Source organism: Polynucleobacter sp. AP-Nickl1-40-C4, from assembly GCF_035012665.1.
Classification (GTDB): Bacteria; Pseudomonadota; Gammaproteobacteria; order Burkholderiales; family Burkholderiaceae; genus Polynucleobacter.
In genome coordinates, this window is the sequence record NZ_JAYGQR010000001.1 from 17785 (window position 1) to 35481 (window position 17697).

General features: G+C 45.6%; 16 protein-coding genes. 2 read left to right on the forward strand and 14 right to left on the reverse strand.

Features of this window, described 5'->3' with window-relative positions:
- Window positions 1-36: 36 nt before the first annotated feature.
- From VC182_RS00010 to VC182_RS00055, 10 genes are all read right to left on the reverse strand, one after another.
- Window positions 37-1812: a ShlB/FhaC/HecB family hemolysin secretion/activation protein gene (locus VC182_RS00010; RefSeq protein ID WP_323484122.1), complete on the reverse strand. Its 1776-nt coding sequence runs from the start codon at window positions 1810-1812 to the stop codon at window positions 37-39.
- 96 nt (window positions 1813-1908) lie between these two features.
- Window positions 1909-2535, reverse strand: a complete 627-nt coding sequence (locus VC182_RS00015; protein ID WP_280742936.1) for a response regulator transcription factor — start codon at window positions 2533-2535, stop codon at window positions 1909-1911.
- Window positions 2536-2615: 80 nt separating this feature from the next.
- Window positions 2616-3872 carry a HAMP domain-containing sensor histidine kinase gene (locus VC182_RS00020; RefSeq protein WP_323484123.1) on the reverse strand — a complete coding sequence of 419 codons (1257 nt, stop codon included), beginning with the start codon at window positions 3870-3872 and terminating at the stop codon, window positions 2616-2618.
- Window positions 3873-4277: 405 nt separating this feature from the next.
- Entirely contained in the window at window positions 4278-4559 is a 282-nt protein-coding gene (locus VC182_RS00025; RefSeq protein ID WP_216228474.1) for a hypothetical protein, read from the reverse strand.
- Between the two features lie 212 nt (window positions 4560-4771).
- Complete coding sequence (locus VC182_RS00030) at window positions 4772-5257, reverse strand: hypothetical protein (protein WP_280742934.1); 486 nt, start codon at window positions 5255-5257, stop codon at window positions 4772-4774.
- Between the two features lie 52 nt (window positions 5258-5309).
- Window positions 5310-5603 (reverse strand): hypothetical protein, encoded by a 294-nt coding sequence (locus tag VC182_RS00035; protein ID WP_280742933.1) that lies wholly within the window; start codon window positions 5601-5603, stop codon window positions 5310-5312.
- Window positions 5600-8257, reverse strand: a complete 2658-nt coding sequence (locus tag VC182_RS00040; RefSeq protein ID WP_323484124.1) for a hypothetical protein — start codon at window positions 8255-8257, stop codon at window positions 5600-5602. Before VC182_RS00040 ends, VC182_RS00035 begins: the two co-directional genes overlap by 4 nt.
- A 393-nt stretch (window positions 8258-8650) precedes the next feature.
- The gene (locus tag VC182_RS00045; RefSeq protein WP_280742931.1) at window positions 8651-9052 is read right to left on the reverse strand and encodes a hypothetical protein; all 402 of its coding nucleotides are present in this window, start codon (window positions 9050-9052) and stop codon (window positions 8651-8653) included.
- 1 nt (window position 9053) lies between these two features.
- Window positions 9054-10370: a tyrosine-type recombinase/integrase gene (locus tag VC182_RS00050; protein WP_323484125.1), complete on the reverse strand. Its 1317-nt coding sequence runs from the start codon at window positions 10368-10370 to the stop codon at window positions 9054-9056.
- A 253-nt stretch (window positions 10371-10623) separates the two neighbouring features.
- Window positions 10624-12327, reverse strand: a complete 1704-nt coding sequence (locus tag VC182_RS00055; RefSeq protein WP_323484126.1) for an amidohydrolase — start codon at window positions 12325-12327, stop codon at window positions 10624-10626.
- A gap of 154 nt (window positions 12328-12481) precedes the next feature.
- On the opposite strand from VC182_RS00055, the gene VC182_RS00060 reads away from it, so the two are divergent.
- Window positions 12482-13804, forward strand: coding sequence for an APC family permease (locus tag VC182_RS00060; RefSeq protein ID WP_323484127.1), 1323 nt, complete (start codon window positions 12482-12484; stop codon window positions 13802-13804).
- Here the strand turns inward: VC182_RS00060 and VC182_RS00065 are convergent.
- The 4 genes from VC182_RS00065 to VC182_RS00080 are packed head-to-tail and all read right to left on the reverse strand — an operon-like array spanning window position 13790 to window position 17055.
- Window positions 13790-14290 carry a hypothetical protein gene (locus VC182_RS00065; RefSeq protein ID WP_323484128.1) on the reverse strand — a complete coding sequence of 167 codons (501 nt, stop codon included), beginning with the start codon at window positions 14288-14290 and terminating at the stop codon, window positions 13790-13792. The genes VC182_RS00060 and VC182_RS00065 overlap by 15 nt on opposite strands.
- 17 nt (window positions 14291-14307) lie before the next feature.
- Window positions 14308-15117 (reverse strand): DUF4239 domain-containing protein, encoded by an 810-nt coding sequence (locus tag VC182_RS00070; RefSeq protein ID WP_072582183.1) that lies wholly within the window; start codon window positions 15115-15117, stop codon window positions 14308-14310.
- 5 nt (window positions 15118-15122) lie between these two features.
- Window positions 15123-15809, reverse strand: a complete 687-nt coding sequence (locus tag VC182_RS00075) for a dienelactone hydrolase family protein (RefSeq protein ID WP_323484129.1) — start codon at window positions 15807-15809, stop codon at window positions 15123-15125.
- 25 nt (window positions 15810-15834) lie between these two features.
- A complete protein-coding gene (locus VC182_RS00080; RefSeq protein ID WP_323484130.1) occupies window positions 15835-17055 on the reverse strand; it encodes an MFS transporter in 1221 nt (406 codons plus the stop codon).
- A gap of 118 nt (window positions 17056-17173) precedes the next feature.
- Here VC182_RS00080 and VC182_RS00085 point away from each other — a divergent pair, with 118 nt between their 5' ends.
- A complete protein-coding gene (locus VC182_RS00085; RefSeq protein WP_237767708.1) occupies window positions 17174-17671 on the forward strand; it encodes a hypothetical protein in 498 nt (165 codons plus the stop codon).
- Window positions 17672-17697 lie beyond the last annotated feature (26 nt).

Genomic DNA, 17697 nt, shown 5'->3' on the forward strand with positions numbered 1-17697 from the left:
GAGTTTGTAAATATTTTTGCAATTTCTTATACATTCTTAAAAAAAGATTGTGCCCTTGATCCAACCTTGTACCGATCTGTACATGTTGTCTGTATTTAACTGTTGGCCACTTTGTGTATAGAGCGGATTGTTGCCTACGCGCCATGCCAATGAACCAGAAAGTTGAACTTTTTCGTACTGATACTTTGCTGACAAACCTGTTGCGTATAAAGAATAGGTATTGTTAGCGTTGGTCTGCCCTTGCCAGTTGTTATAAGTGCTTACATATTGCTGAACTAGTCCAGCATCAAAAAAAACACCAACTTGCAAGTCTTGAATCAAGTTATGGTTAATTTCTACAGAAGCAATTGCTCCTTGTGCACCACCTCCCTGGGCTACAGGGTAAGCACGTACACCATAAGGGCCACCCATATAGATCTGCTCGGCACTATTGAGGTTCTTATTAGCCAATTGACCGTAGATAGAAGCCACTAAATTGGTTTTATCAATCGGCAGTGGCTGTGTAATCGAGCCATTAAAGCCCAGCTTTGCAAAAGTACCTTTTGTTGCGGCACCCTGTGCGTCGTTATTAGCTTGATTGGAGTTATTAATACTTAAAGAGCCCAAGGTAGCTGTAGCGCCCCAGCTTGCATAAGCTTGACCAATAAAGTTAGTGCCGTTGATGCCAAGACTTAAATCATTGAGCTGATAGTTACTGCTCTCGATACCGTTAGTTTGGTTGTTGTAGTTCTTATTTTCAAAGTTGATGATCACATTCTTAGTGGAACTTGCAGTGCGCTCTAGCGCATAGATTGAGTAAATTCCGTAGGTTTGTGCTGTACCTTGTGAAATCGTTGTTGAGTAACTTGATAAGCTTTTGTAATCCAAGGCGCTAACGCCTGCAGATACTCTCCAGCCATCATAACCCACTGGCAAACCGTATCTAAGCTGCCCATAGACAGAGCCTTGTGAGCCAATCACATCTAAAGTGGCTTGGTCGCCATTACCACTAGGGTTGTTCAAGCTTAAGCTAGCCGTTGCTTGTGCAGGCCCTGTATTGGCTGCGCCATAGTTTGATAGATCTACCCTACCTGCAAATAAACCCGTATCTTTGGCATTGACCAAGATATTCGTTGTCTCTTCCTCGTCACCCTCCGCTAACTCTCCGCTAACTTCATTACCTGGCGTTTCATTGAGGATGGCTAAACTTCGCTCCAAACCCTTCAGGTCAATAAGGTTGCCAGGCTCGTTGCTGTTGGTAATGAACTTTTGAATAACTTCAGACTTGAGGCGACTTGGTGATTCTTTATTGAGTTCAATAATGACATTGCCTACCTTGCCTTCAATAATCTTGATGGTGATAACGCCATTAACAACGTCTTGAGGTGGGATGACGGCTTGGGCCATTCTTCCCATCTGAGCGTAAAGATTAGTTAATGCATCTCCAGCCTCTTTGATTTGATCCAAAGTTAACTGGCGATTAGTAAAAGGCTTGAGAGCTTCCTGTGCTTGCTCTTGCGTAATCAGCGTAATACCAACCACCTTAAAGGAGCTCACCTCAATTGTTTTGTCACCTGATTTTGGCCTACTTGGTTTTGTGGGCTTCTTAATGAGGTTATCCGGCGCAACATTTTGGCGATCGCGGTCAACTTCACGTTGTAATTGTTGCTGTAATGCACCAGCATCAGGGCCAACTTGTGAATATGCCGAACCACTCAAGACCAAAAAACCTGCCGCTAATGCAATTGCACGACGTGCAGAAGCAGGGGCGCTAAATGGTGAATGCTTTACGGCAGTGCCAGATTGAATGGAATGGCGAATGTGAGGGTGCATCTTGTTATCTCTAATAATTGAGCAGACATTAAAACGCTAAATCTAGAAGCTGAAAATCCCTCGAACGAGAGTTAGCCTTACGGCTAACTGACCGACTTATTTAGCTCGTTTTTTGAAAGCAATGAGCTGGGCTAGCGAGCGCAAGTGCAGTTTACGCTTGACCTGCGCCTTGTACTGCTTGGCTGTGTACAGTGAAATCTGTAGTTTTTCTTGAATTTCTGCATTACTAAACCCTAAAGCAAGCAATTCAAGCACCTCAAGCTCCCGTGGAGCCAAGGCCTTAACGTGCTCCTCAAAAGCTTTTTGCTCAACATAGCTGCGCATATTGTTAGCATCTATATCTAAAGCCTTGATTACCGCATCCAAAAGGGCGTCTCGCTCAAATGGTTTGACTAAAAATTCAATAGCGCCCTGCTTCATTGCTGTAATCGATTGTGCAACAGTGCTTTCGGCGCTAATAAAGATAATTGGCACCTCACGACCACGCTTTATCAACTCCGCCTGTAGTTCTACCCCAGTCATATCCGGCATGCGCATATCAGTAATAACTACTGCTGGCGAAACGTGAAGTGGAATCTTTAAAAACTCTATAGCAGAAGCAAAGGGGTAAACCCGGTATCCAAGAAACTCCAAAAGACTCGTTAAAGTAGCTCGCATCGAAGCATCGTCCTCTATTAAGAAGACATGTTTCAAAACATCATGGATTGCAGCTTTACCGGTCATTGTTACTTGTTGCCCAAAAATTACTCTCTCGGATTATGACAAACATACTGCCCATCAATATCCCTCGATCGCGGGATACGCTAAATCCTCAAATCATCGACTGGGATTGGGGGGGGGAAGACGAGGCTAAAAGTTGCGCCAGCATTTGACCCGCGCTTATAAAAAATATCTCCGCCATGTCTAGTCATGATGTGTTTGCACAACCAAAGGCCCAAGCCCATGCCCGATTCTTTCTGTGAGTCTAGTAACTCAAATAATGAATGCTCTCTTTCAATAGGAACACCCGGACCGTTATCGCTAATATTGATTGTGACTTGTTCGCCCTGAAGATTGATGGCAATAAGGATATGTTTTTTCTCTATATTGTTCTTACTTTTCAGGGACTCAATAGCGTTATTTAAAACATTGAGAATGGCCTGATGAATCTCAATCGAATTAGCATTGATGTAGCACCGCTCTGGCATCTCAATTAATAATTCAATATTCGAGCCTCTGCACTCTGGCTCTACCAATTGGGCTATTGAATAGACGAGCCCAATCAAATCAATTCTCGCTAACGTAATCGCATCACCGGAGAACAGTGCGCGCAGTGAGCGAATGATTTGTCCCGCTTTTCTTGTATCAGCCTCAATAGAATTGACGATATCCTTTTCTAGATCGAGTTTAACTACATTTCTGTCCATTAGGGATTTAAGATGCTGCGCATTTAAAAGAGATGCGCCAAGTGGTTGACTTAACTCGTGCGCTAATGATGCAGCTAAAGCGCCGGTGCTAGCAGTCTTGTTGGACTTCAGTAGATAAGAGACTAATTTTTCGCGCTCAACTAAAAGCTCTTGTATTCTCGTCCGCTCTTTTGATTCGATGTCATACTTATAGGTTGATTCACGCTCTTTTTTCCACAGTCTGCGGTAAAGGTAAGCGTTGATCAATATATAAACTATCACGTTAATCCCATTTGATGTCCATGACATCATGCTGGACAATAGATCAGCGTTTACGATATTTTGTATATTTAAGTGAGGGCTCCGATTAACCGTAATTATTCCGAATGAGTAGGCGGTAACTTGTAAAGCCAAGAAGAAAATTAATATGCCAACAACGTAATCTCTTTTTTTCCGTAGGCAGTATGCAATGGAAAAAAACTCCCAAATCATCAATGGAATTTGTGTGCCTGCCACCGTATTTACGCGAGCAACAAAGCTATTCTCCTTTAGAAAAAAATGAAGGAACACAAAGCAAAATATTACATAGCCAATAGCTAGGATATACATCACCGACCTCTTAATAGGAGCATTCCAACTGCTTAAGAAGAGAGCAAGCAACACAACAGATGCCATGTATAAATAGTTTGCAGGAAGTAAACAAACGGAACCAAAAAACGGAACCAAAAACCAAAAAAAATAAGCAATGCTTCTCAGCAAAACTGTATATCGCCAGAATAGAGAGGATTCTAAGGAGTTATGGAGTTGATTATCAACTTGCACGGTCAAGAATATTCCAAATAGGATTAGTCCGAATATTCCAAACAGCAGTTGATTCATTAATTCCATGGTTACTCTCTATTCATTTTCGGTTTGGATTATTTATGATTATCATCAACATTCTAGATCATCAAATTTACGCCTAGATTCTTTGGGCGTCTCCAGTCGAGGTCTCTGACGGCAAGGTTTAGGTGCGCTTTAAACGCAAAACTAATTGGCGAGAAGACGATTGGCGGCTTAATTGTAAATAACTTGAGTCTCTTAACTGTCAAATAGACCCAACTGATCCCCAATAGATTCAGTGCTCTTCTTGGTTAAAAAGGCGCTAGGATTTTTTGGTTGCAACTCTCCGCCCAAGCTTTGTGCCTGATGAATCATCCACTGAACTCTGCGACTAATTTGGATGCGGTAGGCATTGGGAACATTGATGGCAGATAAGGTTTCCCTAAGTCGAATTGCACTGATGTGCAGCACATAAGCAAGCTCGGTTAACTCAAGATTAGTAGTCAGTAGATTGCGTTTTTTAGTACGTTTATTTGGCATTTTTATCCTTAATTTAGTTGATTTACACCCTTTTTCCATTCTTTTTGGGGTTAGTTTTGTTGGTGCCTTAACTTTGTTTGATTAAGACAACCGCAGAGCCAGCATCAAAACAAGAACATTGCTTTCTCTGCGGTGTGCCTACTTGCGAACAATCGATCCAAGCCCCCAAAAACTAGGGTCAAGATAGACCTTAGGCCCTCGCGCGCGTAACGTTAGTGAAGCATCCTGTCATCGCTCAATAAATCATCAGGTATGTGTTGCTCGACCTCCACTACGTTTTCAAATAAGCAATCGAGTGCCCCATAGGGCTGCATGGCCATTTCCAAGAACTCACGATGAGTCATGTCGTAATCCCAGTGATGTCGCAATACATCATCCGTACTCATCTCTACACATTCAACCAGCTCAAAAAATAATTCATGCTTAATGTCATCTTCATAGGCAAGAAAGGTGGGTTCGCCATAGCTGCGCCAGACTTGTCGCCGAACCAGCTCCAATGCATCCAAGTATCTTCTTCGCATCGACTCATGGCTGTCGCCGTAGTCAAATAGCATTTCAATGATCACCGAGTAATTCTCTTCTGATCCGTAGATGTCTACATCTTCATAACTGCTTACTACTGTTGTCTTTTTGTTCATGTTCTTTACTTTCATATTTGTAAAGGTTTGACCGGTATTTAGGGTTTGTTTGATACTCATAACTTATTCATTAAAAATATTGTTTGAGTAATAAACAAACCGTTTAAACCGTTTAAACCGTATTTTTAGGATTGATTGTTTTTTCTAGGCCGGCGTCCCATTGCTGCTGGTCTAGGTATCCGTAGACAAACAGCGGGATAGGCTGGTCTTCCAAGAGGTTTGCCAACGTCGAAACCACCATCCACAACTGCTTTCTAGATAAGCGTGCCTGGTGTGCGCAGAGCCTGACCCACACGAAGTTATCGCGCTGCTCTTGAACACGATTGCGTATACGCGCCCACAACTCTTTAAGCTGTTGCGTTTCTGCTCGACTTAATTCAATCATTGGATTATTTTTATGATTCATACAATCTCCTTTTTAGTAATTCGCCATGATTTGGCGTTATCCCCATTTGAGCCATGGCACTCAAGCTTCATAGCGGCCACTAGTCTTCCGTTGCGTTTTTTAAGTGCCTTACCCAGCGATTTAGGTGAGGACCAGTTCGGGCCAACTAACTGCTGTAACGCCTCGCGTAAATCCTTTGCCTCAGAATCGGACCAGTCGTTTGTTACTTTGGCGACTACCTGCTTTGCTGTTACCCAATCTGAACCAAAAGCTTTGACCCATCCCTGATAGAGTTGCAGTAGCATTTCCATTTCCGGATCTTCGGCTTGATTTAGTTCAATGGATTTGGCAATGTCTACGTACTGGTTGGGGGCAATCGTTTTTCCAATGTGCATCACCGTTTGCCTCACAAACGTGTCCCACTCTGAAAATGAACCGGTGTCCCCTACCTTCTTGGCGCCACTGTTAAGGTAAAAGCGAATGAGTGTGAGCGCTGCGGAGACCATACGCTGCCGATCAAAGATGCACACGTCCTTTGGATTGAGGTCAAAACTTCTAGCCTGAGGCCTTTCAGTCTGCGGGTCGATGCGGCAAATTAAGACCCGTCGACTCATGTCATTTACCGGCGAGAAATTATTGCCAGTAAAGATCATTAACGTCTTGTTTGGGACCTCAAGCACGGTTTGCGTGTTAAACAAACGCTCCTTGATCATCTGTGAGGTCATCATTCCAGCCAAAGCTGCAGAATCAAATTCACCTACTACGTTATCCCAGATGACCGTTCTGTCGCCGCTGCGTATAGCGGTAAATCCACGCTTTCTGACCTCGTCAACATTCCTGACGTCTACATCTGGCCAAATCGTTGGCTCGCGCCCACTGCCCAAAACCTCAACGCACCCAGCCAGCAAGCTCTTGCCGCTACCCTGCACCGGAGCGTCATATGCAAACCCTGGCGAGGTTGGCAGGCACGGGCGAACCACGACCGTTAGAAGCGCAGCTAGGTGCACCGACCTCGCTAATTCATCCACAAAAGGGAATTGATTGAATGGCTCCATCAACAGGTTAAGGGCCTTGATGGCCTGCATTTCTGTTGGACACTCTGGCACTGGAACTAACGCATCCTGGGTACTCAGTAGCAGCCCCGTGCGCTCGTCGTAGCCCTTGGTTGCCAGAACCGTGCCGTCGGGACGTAACGTTGGCGCCGACACCACTGCTTTCAACGCCTTTAGGTGCCGACCAATTTCTACGATGCTCTTACATAAGGTTGGTGGCGGGTTCTTAAGCTTGTGATCATGCTCAAATTGAATCAGCTTGCCTAGAATGTAGCGAAGGTTCGCCTCCTTGATTGACTTGATCTTCATGTCATCGGTCACCTCAACCAGGACATCACCAAAGTCAAATAGGTTTGGCGCCTTGCGCATCACCTCTAAAGTTGAATCAATCACCTCCGCCTCTTTACCGTCCAAAATCTCAATACGGATAGGTCGGCTAAACAATCTAAAGTTAACGCCGCCATGAGCAAATGAATGAAGATTTGGAAAGGCGCTGCCCAAGAAGAGCTTGCCAACAAAACGCCTGCCATCGTAATTAGGCTCTAGCGGATCTAGGGTCACACAGCCGTTAAAATCCTCTGGACTCTCCAGCAGCTGGGCCACGGTTAGCTCCTGCTCGCCGCTCTTAGTCTTGACCACAACGCGCCAGTCGCCCTGCAGCTCTTTCTGGTCAATTGCCCTATAGACCATATTGTGTATCTGGGCATCCCCAAACTGTGGGTTATTAGTGCGGTAGTCGTGTAGTCGCTTAGACACCCAGGCAGATTTCTTACTGTCGGCAAAGTCCAGCACGGCGTTTCGAGCGCGAGACTTATTTATCTGCAACTGTGACATCAAGGCTGCCGATAAATCCTTAAGGCTTGAGGAGTCTAGCGAATGCTTATGGCCTGAGATAATTTTTGGAGTGCCCCTGCGCTGTTCGATTCCGCCCTGACACTTTGCGCCAGCACAAAAATCAATCCGGTTAGTCTGCCAAACAGACTGATCAAACAGTGGACGCTCCAAAAGCGAACCCGACTCGCTGACCTCGTACCTTCCAACACCTGATAGCCAAAGACGTGCGTTGATAATCTCACCCACACGCTCAATATCTTGAGCATCGTCTACGAGAATATAAAAGCGTATGCCCTTAACCCCTACAAGCTCTTGGTCCTTGTAGTAAAGACAGCTTGAGGTGCTCGGTATCATCAAAATTTGTACGTCAGCTAACTCTGGAACTGCGCCAATAAGCTGAGCAATAATTTCACTCGCACTGTGAGCACGCGCTCCATCCTTGGGCGCGTCATAGTCGAGCATTAAGATGCCTCCGCCATCTGGCCACCCAAATAGTTCTTTTGCCCTGGGGGATTGATGGGCTGGCCTACCACCCTCCTCCCAGGCCTTGGTAGTGACAATCTCAGTAACCTTCTGTGGCGCAGTACCGTAAACCAAGCACTGGTTGTGGAGCAAAGAGTCAAGTAGATCGCCAAACTGCGTAAGGTTCTCCACAGACCTAAGCTCACACTTAGCCTGAACAATATTTGCTGATGTTGATTTTTTGAGATTTGCCTGCTCGTCTAAGGAAAAGACTTTAGATACAACAGACGGTTTTGCGCTGCTCAGCAGCGTGAATGTGTAATGCATTATGAAAACTCCAAAGCGTATTCCAGCCTTAGTGGCTGGGATGTTGTGTCGCGAGCTTATGGATACGTTTTTTGCACACTCTCACCCAAGTTCTTGGGCCGCATGCTTACATTCTGATTGGCCTTATTCCACGGACCGTTCACGGTGTCACACCTAGGCTTACTGCAAAGCCGCAACTTAATAATGCAGTTGGTGGGCGCCCCTGCCCTCTCTCTTAGCCACCGCGCTTATCTCGGTGACCTTGAGCCGTTTTATGTGGAATCTCACCACAAAGCACTGCCTGCTTGCTGGCCCATCTGCACTGAGCCGCCACAACAAAACTGCTTTTTACCTCTTCATACTTTCCACTACATATTGCTGACGTCAATCCGCCCCAAATATGAATATTTATTTTTAGTCGTAGTCCAGATCATCATCGGAGCCGCTGTAAAGGCGATTTTCGTTACCCAGGACGTGGACAGGCAGCTTGCGCTTGTAGCCGTCCTTCGACTGCTTGGCGTTTCCGGCGGCGTTGCCACCCGCCTCGTCCTTGCTCGAGAGGATGCGTTTTTGGACCGACTCGTAGGCCGTAAAGCAAAACAGGCGCGCCTCTTCCTTGTTTTCTTCCGTATCTTCGCACTCATCGATTTTTAGGACATTATTACCAATCCATTCCAAGATTTGATGCTTTGGGGTATTTTTTAAGCGCACCTTAGAGGCGTGGTCAAAGGCGGTCTTGGCAATCCTCAATGCAGGGCTAGCCTTACCACGCTCTCGCAAGTAGTCTGCCCGCTCTTTGATGCTAAGCGCGCTCATCTCACTCTGATTCATTAACCAACACCGTAGTGAGCGCCTTTTGTAATGCTGCGTATTTTCTGGCCAAGGAGTGTCCGTCACCGTAGCCGCGGCTGATGGATGGCTTACCCCAGCCACCAATCGATTCAGCCAGATACTCTGGTGTACCTGCCTGATCGAGCAATGTCTTAACGGTGTGGCGTGCCGAGTAGAGGGTCTTGCTAATGCCCAACGATGCAATGTAACGATTAGTTGCCCCGCTCACGTTATCGCCTAAGACCTCATTGCCGTCACAGTACCGGGGAAAGACCACGCTATCAGTATGGGTCTCTAAATACTGCGCCAGAACTTTGGCTGCAGCAGGAATGAGTGGGACCTTGCGCACACTGTTCTTGGTCTTGAGGGTTCGGCCGCCATACTCCACCACATCAAAGTGAGGGTACTCTTCATCTAGGTAAAGGTCTTCACGACGCAAGCCAGCAGCCTCGGCGGGCCGAACGCCCGTCAAGCAGCAGACCAGAATCAAGACTCTAATCTCGTCACCCTTGCTAATACAGCTAGCGATGAGCTTGCGATATTCGTCTTGGCTAAAGGGTTTACGGGCTACGCTGTCCTTGCCCTTTTTCGGGATGGTGAGGCGCTCAAAATCATTACTAAGATTTAACGACTTCTCCTTAATCACGCTGTTAATGACAGCGCGTATAGTCTTTAGCTCACGCTCAACGGTCGTCGTCTTGACGGTAGTTAGTCGGTGCTTGATGTAGCGACGCGCCATCTCTCGGGTCACATCAGCTAGCGCAATGTCTCCACCGGTGACATCGTAGATATTCTTCCAGCGCTTGAGGGTGTTCTTCTTGAACTTTTCTGATGTGCCGTGCTCGTGATTCTCAAAGTAGACGTCGGTCGCCTGAGACAGGAGGATCGGCATGGGCTTGCTAAGCAGCAGCTGGGCGAGCTCGTCGACCTTGGTCATGGTTCCTGCCTGCTTCTTATCGCGCAGGTAATCCTCAATGTAGTCTAGGTGCGGGTATTCATACATTCCCTCCGGCACCCTAGCTGGCGTGTTTGCCGCGCCCGGTAGTACGCCATGGCTGGCAAGGAGTGCAACCGCCTGCTCTTGAATTTGGGATGGCGTACCGCCCTGGCCGCTCTTGAGCGCCTTAAAGTGCTGGTCGTAGTGATGCGCCAGTCGATTCATCTCCAAAAGCATTTGCGAGTGAATAGATGGCAGCTTGTGGCGCACGATCTTCTTATCACCGTAAAAGCGCTGTAGCGCCCTAGGGATAGAGCGCTGGAAGTAGTGCTGCCCGTTGTTGTTAAAGTAGTATTTGAGTTTCACAGTGATATTCTGCGTGGAAATTAATAGCATGCCAACCTCTACATAAAACTACATAAATTCCGCAGAGAAATGGCTGTTAAACTCTTGATTTATATGGCTACTTGGGAAGTGTCACGTACCCTTCCTGGGCACCAAATACACCTACAAAGACCTATATGGGAACCAAAGCCCTTTTTACAATAGGCAAGCACTCTAAGCGCCCAAAGAAAAACCGCCCTAAGGCGGCTCATTCTTCAATTAGCTAAAACTCTGATCACCAAGTCTGTTTCTTGCCATCAATCCAAGTTTCTTTAACTTTGATATTACGGATTTCATCTACAGCAATTGCGCGAGGATTCTTCTCCAGAATAACTAAATCAGCCTGCTTACCCACTTCCAGACTGCCAATCTTGTCATCGGAGAACATTTCATAAGCCGGATTAATGGTGACTGCACGAATAGCCTGATCCACACTGACACGTTGATTAGGCCCAAGCACCTGACGAGCAGGCTTTTGCCATAAACGACCCGCACCTTCAGAGATGTAATTGAGAGGACCTACGTTAGAAACTGGAGAATCGCTGTGATATGCATAGCGTGCTCCAAGCTTTTGGAAGCTCGCCGATGGATCAATTCGATTAGCTCGCTCTGGCCCAATCAAATGATTATGGAAAGCCTCCCCCCAATAGTCGACATGCCCAATCGTAAATCCTGGGATAGCGCCAATTTTTACCGCCCTGCTTACCTCATCTGGAGTATTCACCGTAAAGTGCTCGATACGCAGACGGCGCTCTTTTGGATTGGGGTTGCCGGCTAATAATCTCTCATAGTTAGATAAGGTTTGATCAATTGCGCGGTCGCCATTAGCATGCACGGCCAATTGCCAGCCTTGATCAAAGTAGATTTTCATTTGCTGATAAAGGTCTTCAGTCTGATAATCCAAATTACCGCGGTTAGCAGTATTTTTTGGATAGACATATGGATCGTTTAAAGCCGCAGTTAAGCCTTGAGTAGATCCATCAGAAATAAACTTGACACCAATAAAGCGTAAACGATCATTACCCTCGTTTGGCTTTAAGCCAGTATATCCAGCGGGGATCGCTGGGCCATATAAATAACCACGTACCCGAATTGGCATGGCGTCATTTGCGAATAAAGATTGGTACAGTTTTACTTCCTGATCTAGCCCCAAGTCAAAACCAACAGTAATCTCTGCAGAGGTAGTCACACCGCTAGATGCAATGTTGTTAACAGTTTTCTTGATAGCATTTACCAAGTCTGCGATAGGTGGCTTAGGCATCTTTGCCATAAACGGCGCATAAGTTGGCGGCTCAATTAGCACACCAGTCAACTTTCCTGCTGCATCTTTGACATATACTCCGCCGCCGCCAGGATTGGGCGTGCTTTCTGTAACGCCAGCCAATTCCAATGCTTTATGGTTTACATAACCAATATGCCCTGATTGATTAATGATAAAAATCGGCACTGTAGTGGATACCTTATCCAAAACATCCGCGTTCAACTCAGTCATAAACGGATCGGTGCGCGATGGATCAACACCAAAACCAAAAAGCCACCCTCCCGGAGGAATGCTACTCAACGCAGCTTTCATCTTTGCGCTCAATGTGCCCAATGAGTCATACGGCAAATTAAAATTGGAGAGGTTTAAGCCCAATACCTCAGTCATGGCTGTGCCAATGATATGAACATGAGGCTCAACAAAACCTGGCATCAAGGTTTGACCCTGAAGATCCACAACCTTAGTTGAGCTAGATTGCCATTCTTTTGTAACGACATCTTTTTTTCCTACAGCAACAATTTTTCCGTTCTGCACTGCCAATGCTTGAGCCTGCTCATTTTTTGGGTTTACCGTAAGAATGGGGCCACCATAAAATATAGTATCTGCATTTCCACCCGCAATAACTGATTGCGCAACTAGGCACATTGCTGCGAGAGCGATTCGATTGATATATCGCATTTTTTACCTTCAGAAAAGTTGGTTTAAGATGATTCTAACAGCGCAAAGTTGACCCTTAGCCACGGACTTCGCAACCCCAAATGATCTTGCCGTAAGTTGGCTTAAATTTACTGTAAGCTTTAATATAGAGGCTATAAACAGAAACCTGCGCCCCTTGATAAACCCATCCAAACCTGCCCTTCTAAAAAGTACCACCCTCAAAGGGAAGAGCATTAGTCTTTTTTCTGCTACTGCCCTCGGTATTGGTGGAATGATGGGTGCCGGGCTGTTCTCTCTGCTGGGTACCGCTAGTGCTCATGCTGGAACGCATATTCCCCTCGCCTTTTTGTTGGGGGCGATTGCCGCTTCTTTTTCGGTCTACTCTTATGCCAAATTAGGCGCCACTTTTCCCAGTAGTGGAGGGGCTGCCACATTCACTGTGATGAGCTTTGGTCCTGGGGTCATTTCTGGCGGCCTGAATATATTCCAATACCTTGCCTATCTCATTGCAGCCGCTCTTTACGCTGCTGGGTTCTCGGAATACGCAAACACTATACTGGGCGGAAATCTAACTTCACTAGAGGTAAAAATAGTTGGCGCCGTTATTGTCATTCTTTGTACCGGCATTAACTTATTGGGCACCAACATAGTTGGCAAGGCAGAAATGTTGGCGATTGGCTTTGTCACACTTGCCCTGCTACTGTTTTCTGTTGAAGGCATTCATGCAGCCGATATTGGCGCATATCAGTTTTCTGGCTGGTCTCTCAATGGCATTGCGATTGCTACCGGTATCTTGTATATCAACTACCAAGGTTTCGGCGTAGTTACCAACTCCTCCAATGCCATGCGAGAACCCCAAAAAGAGCTACCTCTTGCCATGTTCTCAGCGCTGATTTTAGTAACGATTGCTTATGTACTAGTTAGTACCGCAGTGATACTGCTACTTTCACCCGCTCAAATGGCAACTTACAACGGCCACGTATTGGCCGATGCAGCTCAAATCGTATCTGGGAAAGCAGGCTTTGTTGTGATTGGTGCCTCCGCCCTTCTGGCCTGCGCAGCAGCACTCAACGCCACCATCTTTGCAGCTTCGAATATTGCAGCCGATATGGCGCAAAAGAATTCGGTCTCAGAGGCCTTGGGTGACGAAGTCTTAAAAACAGAGCTTCGCGCATTAACTATTTCAGCGCTGCTAGTAATTGCTTTGGTACTAGCATTTCCATTAGACGTTGTTGGAAAAATGGCAAGCCTTGCCTTTTTATTGGTCTACGCTGCCATTACTTATGGGCATATTCGCGTACGCAATCAAACAGGCGCCAAGCTTTGGCCACTCTGGGCGGCAATCATCATTAACTTGAGTTTGTTTGCCACCCTGTTTATCAATGTAATCGAGACTGCGTCAAATAGTGCAATTGCTTTAGTGGCTGCCCTGGTTGGATCTTTTGCGATTGAGGCAACATCTCGCAAATTCCTCCGAAAGAAATTAAAGCCCCATTGAACGGTGCAAAATTTTAGACTTCATCTCCGCCCACAGGCTTTCAAAATCTTCAGTCTTGTCTTCTGAAAGTTGTACGGGATCAAAGAGGCCGCCAAAAATAATCGAGCCCTTCTTAACCAATGTCTTATCAAACTCGCCTAAGGATATAGGCTTATCGTCCATATCCCTAGTGAGCTGGGCTGAGCAGACAATCGCCTCCACATCATCCCGATCAATGACTGCAAACTCAATAAATTGTTGATTCTTTTCAACAATGACCAAGGTCCCGCGGGCATAGCAAACGGCCTCATGTGCTTGGACAATATACGAAAGAAATTGATTCTGCTCATCGTCACTCTTCACGGGGAGGTCATCAATAAAGAATAGGTATTGATCTCCCTCACTATTTACCAAAGTAAATACCTTTGGAACAACACCATGCCCCAAAGCTAAATTACGGTAATAGGAAGAAATTTCTACGGCGAGATTTTCAGAAAATAAGTGCATATTGATTCAGGAAAATATTACTCTTTACGAGTTTTAATAGATTCGATAATTTTATAGAAAGAGTCGGGCTGTACTGAATTCTGACCCTTAAACGGCTGATCGGTTATCACCAACAAAGATATCAGCGCACCCATGGTGATAGGCAAGATCTTCAATCCCAAGAAGAATGAATCTGAGGGCAAGAAGAGAGTATTAATGCCCATCAAGGCAAACATACAGATCAAAATGACTATCCAAAATAAGTCCGGTAAACGGATATTGGCACGTTCGATACGCGCCTCCCTGCTCTCAGCAACCTCTTCAGATTTTTTAATGATATCTGTATACATTGCTGTTTGACGATTGGTTTGGGGTTCAATTGACATCAATTGTCTAGAAATTCCGCGCCACAACATGTGCGTCTTAGAGCTGCCCTCACCCTTTTGCAATAGAGCCCACTCGTCATTCACAATCGAGTTCATATAGTCAAATAGCTCAACACGTATAGGCGCTATAGATGGATCACCAAATCGCGTGAGTAGACGATCTAAGTTATTTATACGTCCAGCCTCTTGAGACACCAGTGTTTGCACCTCGCGAAAATTGCTTTGTGCTTGATTGAGTAAAAAACCAATCAATAATCCGCTAAGCGTGATGATGGATCCAAAAAGACCCAAACCCAATCGGGTGCTATCTTGTGTGGGCGCAAAGATCGGGATGTGTTGCAATGCACGCGGCATCACATCGAGCAAAGTAACAAAAAAGATAATCAGCAATATCAGAATTTGGATATTACTTCTTCTGTATATCCAGTTAAAGAATAGACTTTCTTTGGAAGGAGTATTCATAAGGCCTAGCTACTAATATTTTTTTGTAGAAAATGAAGCGTACGCTCCCAGGCCTGCTGCGCTGCTTCTGCGTTGTACTTTAGTGGAGCCAATCCACGTCCATCAGATTTAGGGTTTGCAAAGGCATGTTTAGTGTCGTAGCGGTGAAATTCATAATCCACGCCCGCTTGTTTTAGCTTTTGCTCTAGCTTGTCGACACCAGCAATTGGAAAGAACTCATCATGCATAGCCCAGTGGCCTAACATCGGCTTGCTAATAGCATCCGCATTGACATACTCCAAAGGAGGATTGCCGTACCAAACTATAGAAGCATCGAGCTCCGGCACATTGCAAGCAGCTAAAATGGTCAGCGCACCGCCCATACAAAATCCTGTTACTGCTACCTTTGCGCTACCAGTAGCTTTTAAGTACTGAACTGCACCCCGAATATCTTGACCAGCCGCATCACCAAAGTTCAGGTCGCCCATTAGGTGCTCAGCTTCATTAGCCTCAATCGCCAACTTGCCACGATATAAATCCGGAACTAATGCACGATACCCTGCTTTAGCAAGGCGATCAGCAACCGCTTTTACCTCATCATCAAGACCCCACCACTCCTGAATAACGACCACGCCAGGAGCAGTTGCTTTATCAACTGGCTCAGCCAAGTAACCCTTTACCGCCTGTCCATCGGGTCTTTTAAATTCAATCATGAGGTCTCCTTATGTTCTTTAGTTCTTACGCTTTTTTCGCATCAGCATGAATATATCCCACAACCCAAAAAGTGAGCAAGCCACAAATGGCAGCCCCATAACCAACTAGGTTGTAATGCTCCATCCTGCCATTAGTTGTAATTGTGACCACTAGGCCCGCTACTACTGACGCTATGCCGGAAGCTAACATCTGAACTGAGCCAATTAAGCTCATAAAGGTTCCCCGAATTTTTGGCTCTACCATTTGGCTCACAATAGCCATGGCCGGAATCATTCGACCAGAAATCAAGACAAAGAAGGCGGTCTGATTAACAAGTACCACCCATAAAGGAACCGGTATTAAATTGGTTGTTACTAAGATCGGTATCAAACTAATGATGGCTAGTATGCGAAATACTTTGACCTTGCCATATTTATCCGCCATGTGTCCAATAAATCTAGAGCTCATCAAAGTCGCCAAACCACCACAAAGATAGATCAGGGAAATGTAGGAATTTTCGATCCCAACGTTAGCGGTGAGATAGAGGGCAATATAAGGAATGACAGTAAAGCCAGTCAACATAATTAGACCCACAAACAGAAAGGCGCGTAGATGACGATGAGCAACAAAGACGTCGTAGATTTGCTGGAAGCGACTACCTTCATGAACGTGATGCAAGTGGCCAGAAATTTTCGGGATATTGCGATATGCCAGATAAAGAATCAGGGTAGATATCAGACCAATAAACATAAATGGCGCACGCCAACCCAGTGAGGTGATATGGTTTGCCAAAAATAAACTTAATGGAACACCTGCAACAGTTGAAACCGAGAAAGCGGCCATGACCGTTCCCAAAGCTTTGCCTCTCCGCTCGAACGGAATGGCATCCGCCACAATAGTTTGCACTAATGATCCCAAGATTCCGCCAAAGGCACCAGCGCATGCGCGAGCAATAAATAACGCATGATAATTTGGCGCAAAGCCACACACCACGGTGGCAATAATGAAGCAGACATACAAACCCAATAACAGCTGTCTGCGCTCAAAGCGATCTATATAGTAGGTTGCAAATACGCCAGCAATTGCTGCAGCAAAAGTATAGGAGGACAGCAACAATCCAAATTGATGCGTATTAATGGAGAGCGCTGTAATGAACTGAGGCCCAAGCGGCATCATGATCATAAAATCGAGGATATGCGTGAATTGAATACCAGCCAAGGCAAGCAAAAAGAATCTCTCTTGCTGAGGGGTGCGAACTAAACTCAAAGTAGACTCAACAGTGCAAATTAGGGGACAAGAGAGCATTATCCTCTCTAGCGCACGGATCTGCTTTGGGGTAGGATGATGGCTATATCGCCAACCAACCTATTCCAGAATGGAAATTATGGCCTTGCCAGTTTTACCAGCCACTACAACAGCCGTCTCGCTTACCTTTGTTTTTATGGACCTCTTTGTTGGGGTAACAGGCTTAATACTGATATTGATATTCCATGGCAGCGGCTTGAATCACATGGTCATGCGTTTTGAGCGCATTACTAAGGCAAATCTAGATCGCAATCAATATGATCGGATCTTTTTTCACTTCTACGTAGCCTTCATTATTATTGCCTTGATTCATATTTGCGAGATCTTCATTTGGGCTGCCATGCTCTTTTGGTTGGATCTAATCCCTAGCGGGGTAAATGCCATTCTGTTTGCTGGCAGCTGCTATACGACTGTGGGCTTTATATCCGACATTCTTCCTTATGGCTGGAAAACGATGGCCTTCTTTATTGCCTTTTCGGGCCTTTTTTCAATTGCCTGGACCACCTCTACAATGATTGGAATGACAGGCATCTACAGACAGGCTTGGAATCTAAAGTATTTAAGACGTTATAAATAACTTTAAATAAAAACCCGAAAAACAGT

Excerpts from the sequence above, each read along its gene's own strand:
- VC182_RS00010 (WP_323484122.1), bottom strand. The coding sequence starts at position 1,812 with ATGCACCCTCACATTCGCCATTCCATTCAATCTGGCACTGCCGTAAAG.
- VC182_RS00015 (WP_280742936.1), bottom strand. The coding sequence starts at position 2,535 with ATGACCGGTAAAGCTGCAATCCATGATGTTTTGAAACATGTCTTCTTA.
- VC182_RS00020 (WP_323484123.1), bottom strand. The coding sequence starts at position 3,872 with ATGGCATCTGTTGTGTTGCTTGCTCTCTTCTTAAGCAGTTGGAATGCT.
- VC182_RS00025 (WP_216228474.1), bottom strand. The coding sequence starts at position 4,559 with ATGCCAAATAAACGTACTAAAAAACGCAATCTACTGACTACTAATCTT.
- VC182_RS00030 (WP_280742934.1), bottom strand. The coding sequence starts at position 5,257 with ATGAGTATCAAACAAACCCTAAATACCGGTCAAACCTTTACAAATATG.
- VC182_RS00035 (WP_280742933.1), bottom strand. The coding sequence starts at position 5,603 with ATGAATCATAAAAATAATCCAATGATTGAATTAAGTCGAGCAGAAACG.
- VC182_RS00040 (WP_323484124.1), bottom strand. The coding sequence starts at position 8,257 with ATGCATTACACATTCACGCTGCTGAGCAGCGCAAAACCGTCTGTTGTA.
- VC182_RS00045 (WP_280742931.1), bottom strand. The coding sequence starts at position 9,052 with ATGAGCGCGCTTAGCATCAAAGAGCGGGCAGACTACTTGCGAGAGCGT.
- VC182_RS00055 (WP_323484126.1), bottom strand. The coding sequence starts at position 12,327 with ATGCGATATATCAATCGAATCGCTCTCGCAGCAATGTGCCTAGTTGCG.
- VC182_RS00065 (WP_323484128.1), bottom strand. The coding sequence starts at position 14,290 with ATGCACTTATTTTCTGAAAATCTCGCCGTAGAAATTTCTTCCTATTAC.
- VC182_RS00070 (WP_072582183.1), bottom strand. The coding sequence starts at position 15,117 with ATGAATACTCCTTCCAAAGAAAGTCTATTCTTTAACTGGATATACAGA.
- VC182_RS00075 (WP_323484129.1), bottom strand. The coding sequence starts at position 15,809 with ATGATTGAATTTAAAAGACCCGATGGACAGGCGGTAAAGGGTTACTTG.
- VC182_RS00085 (WP_237767708.1), top strand. The coding sequence starts at position 17,174 with ATGGCCTTGCCAGTTTTACCAGCCACTACAACAGCCGTCTCGCTTACC.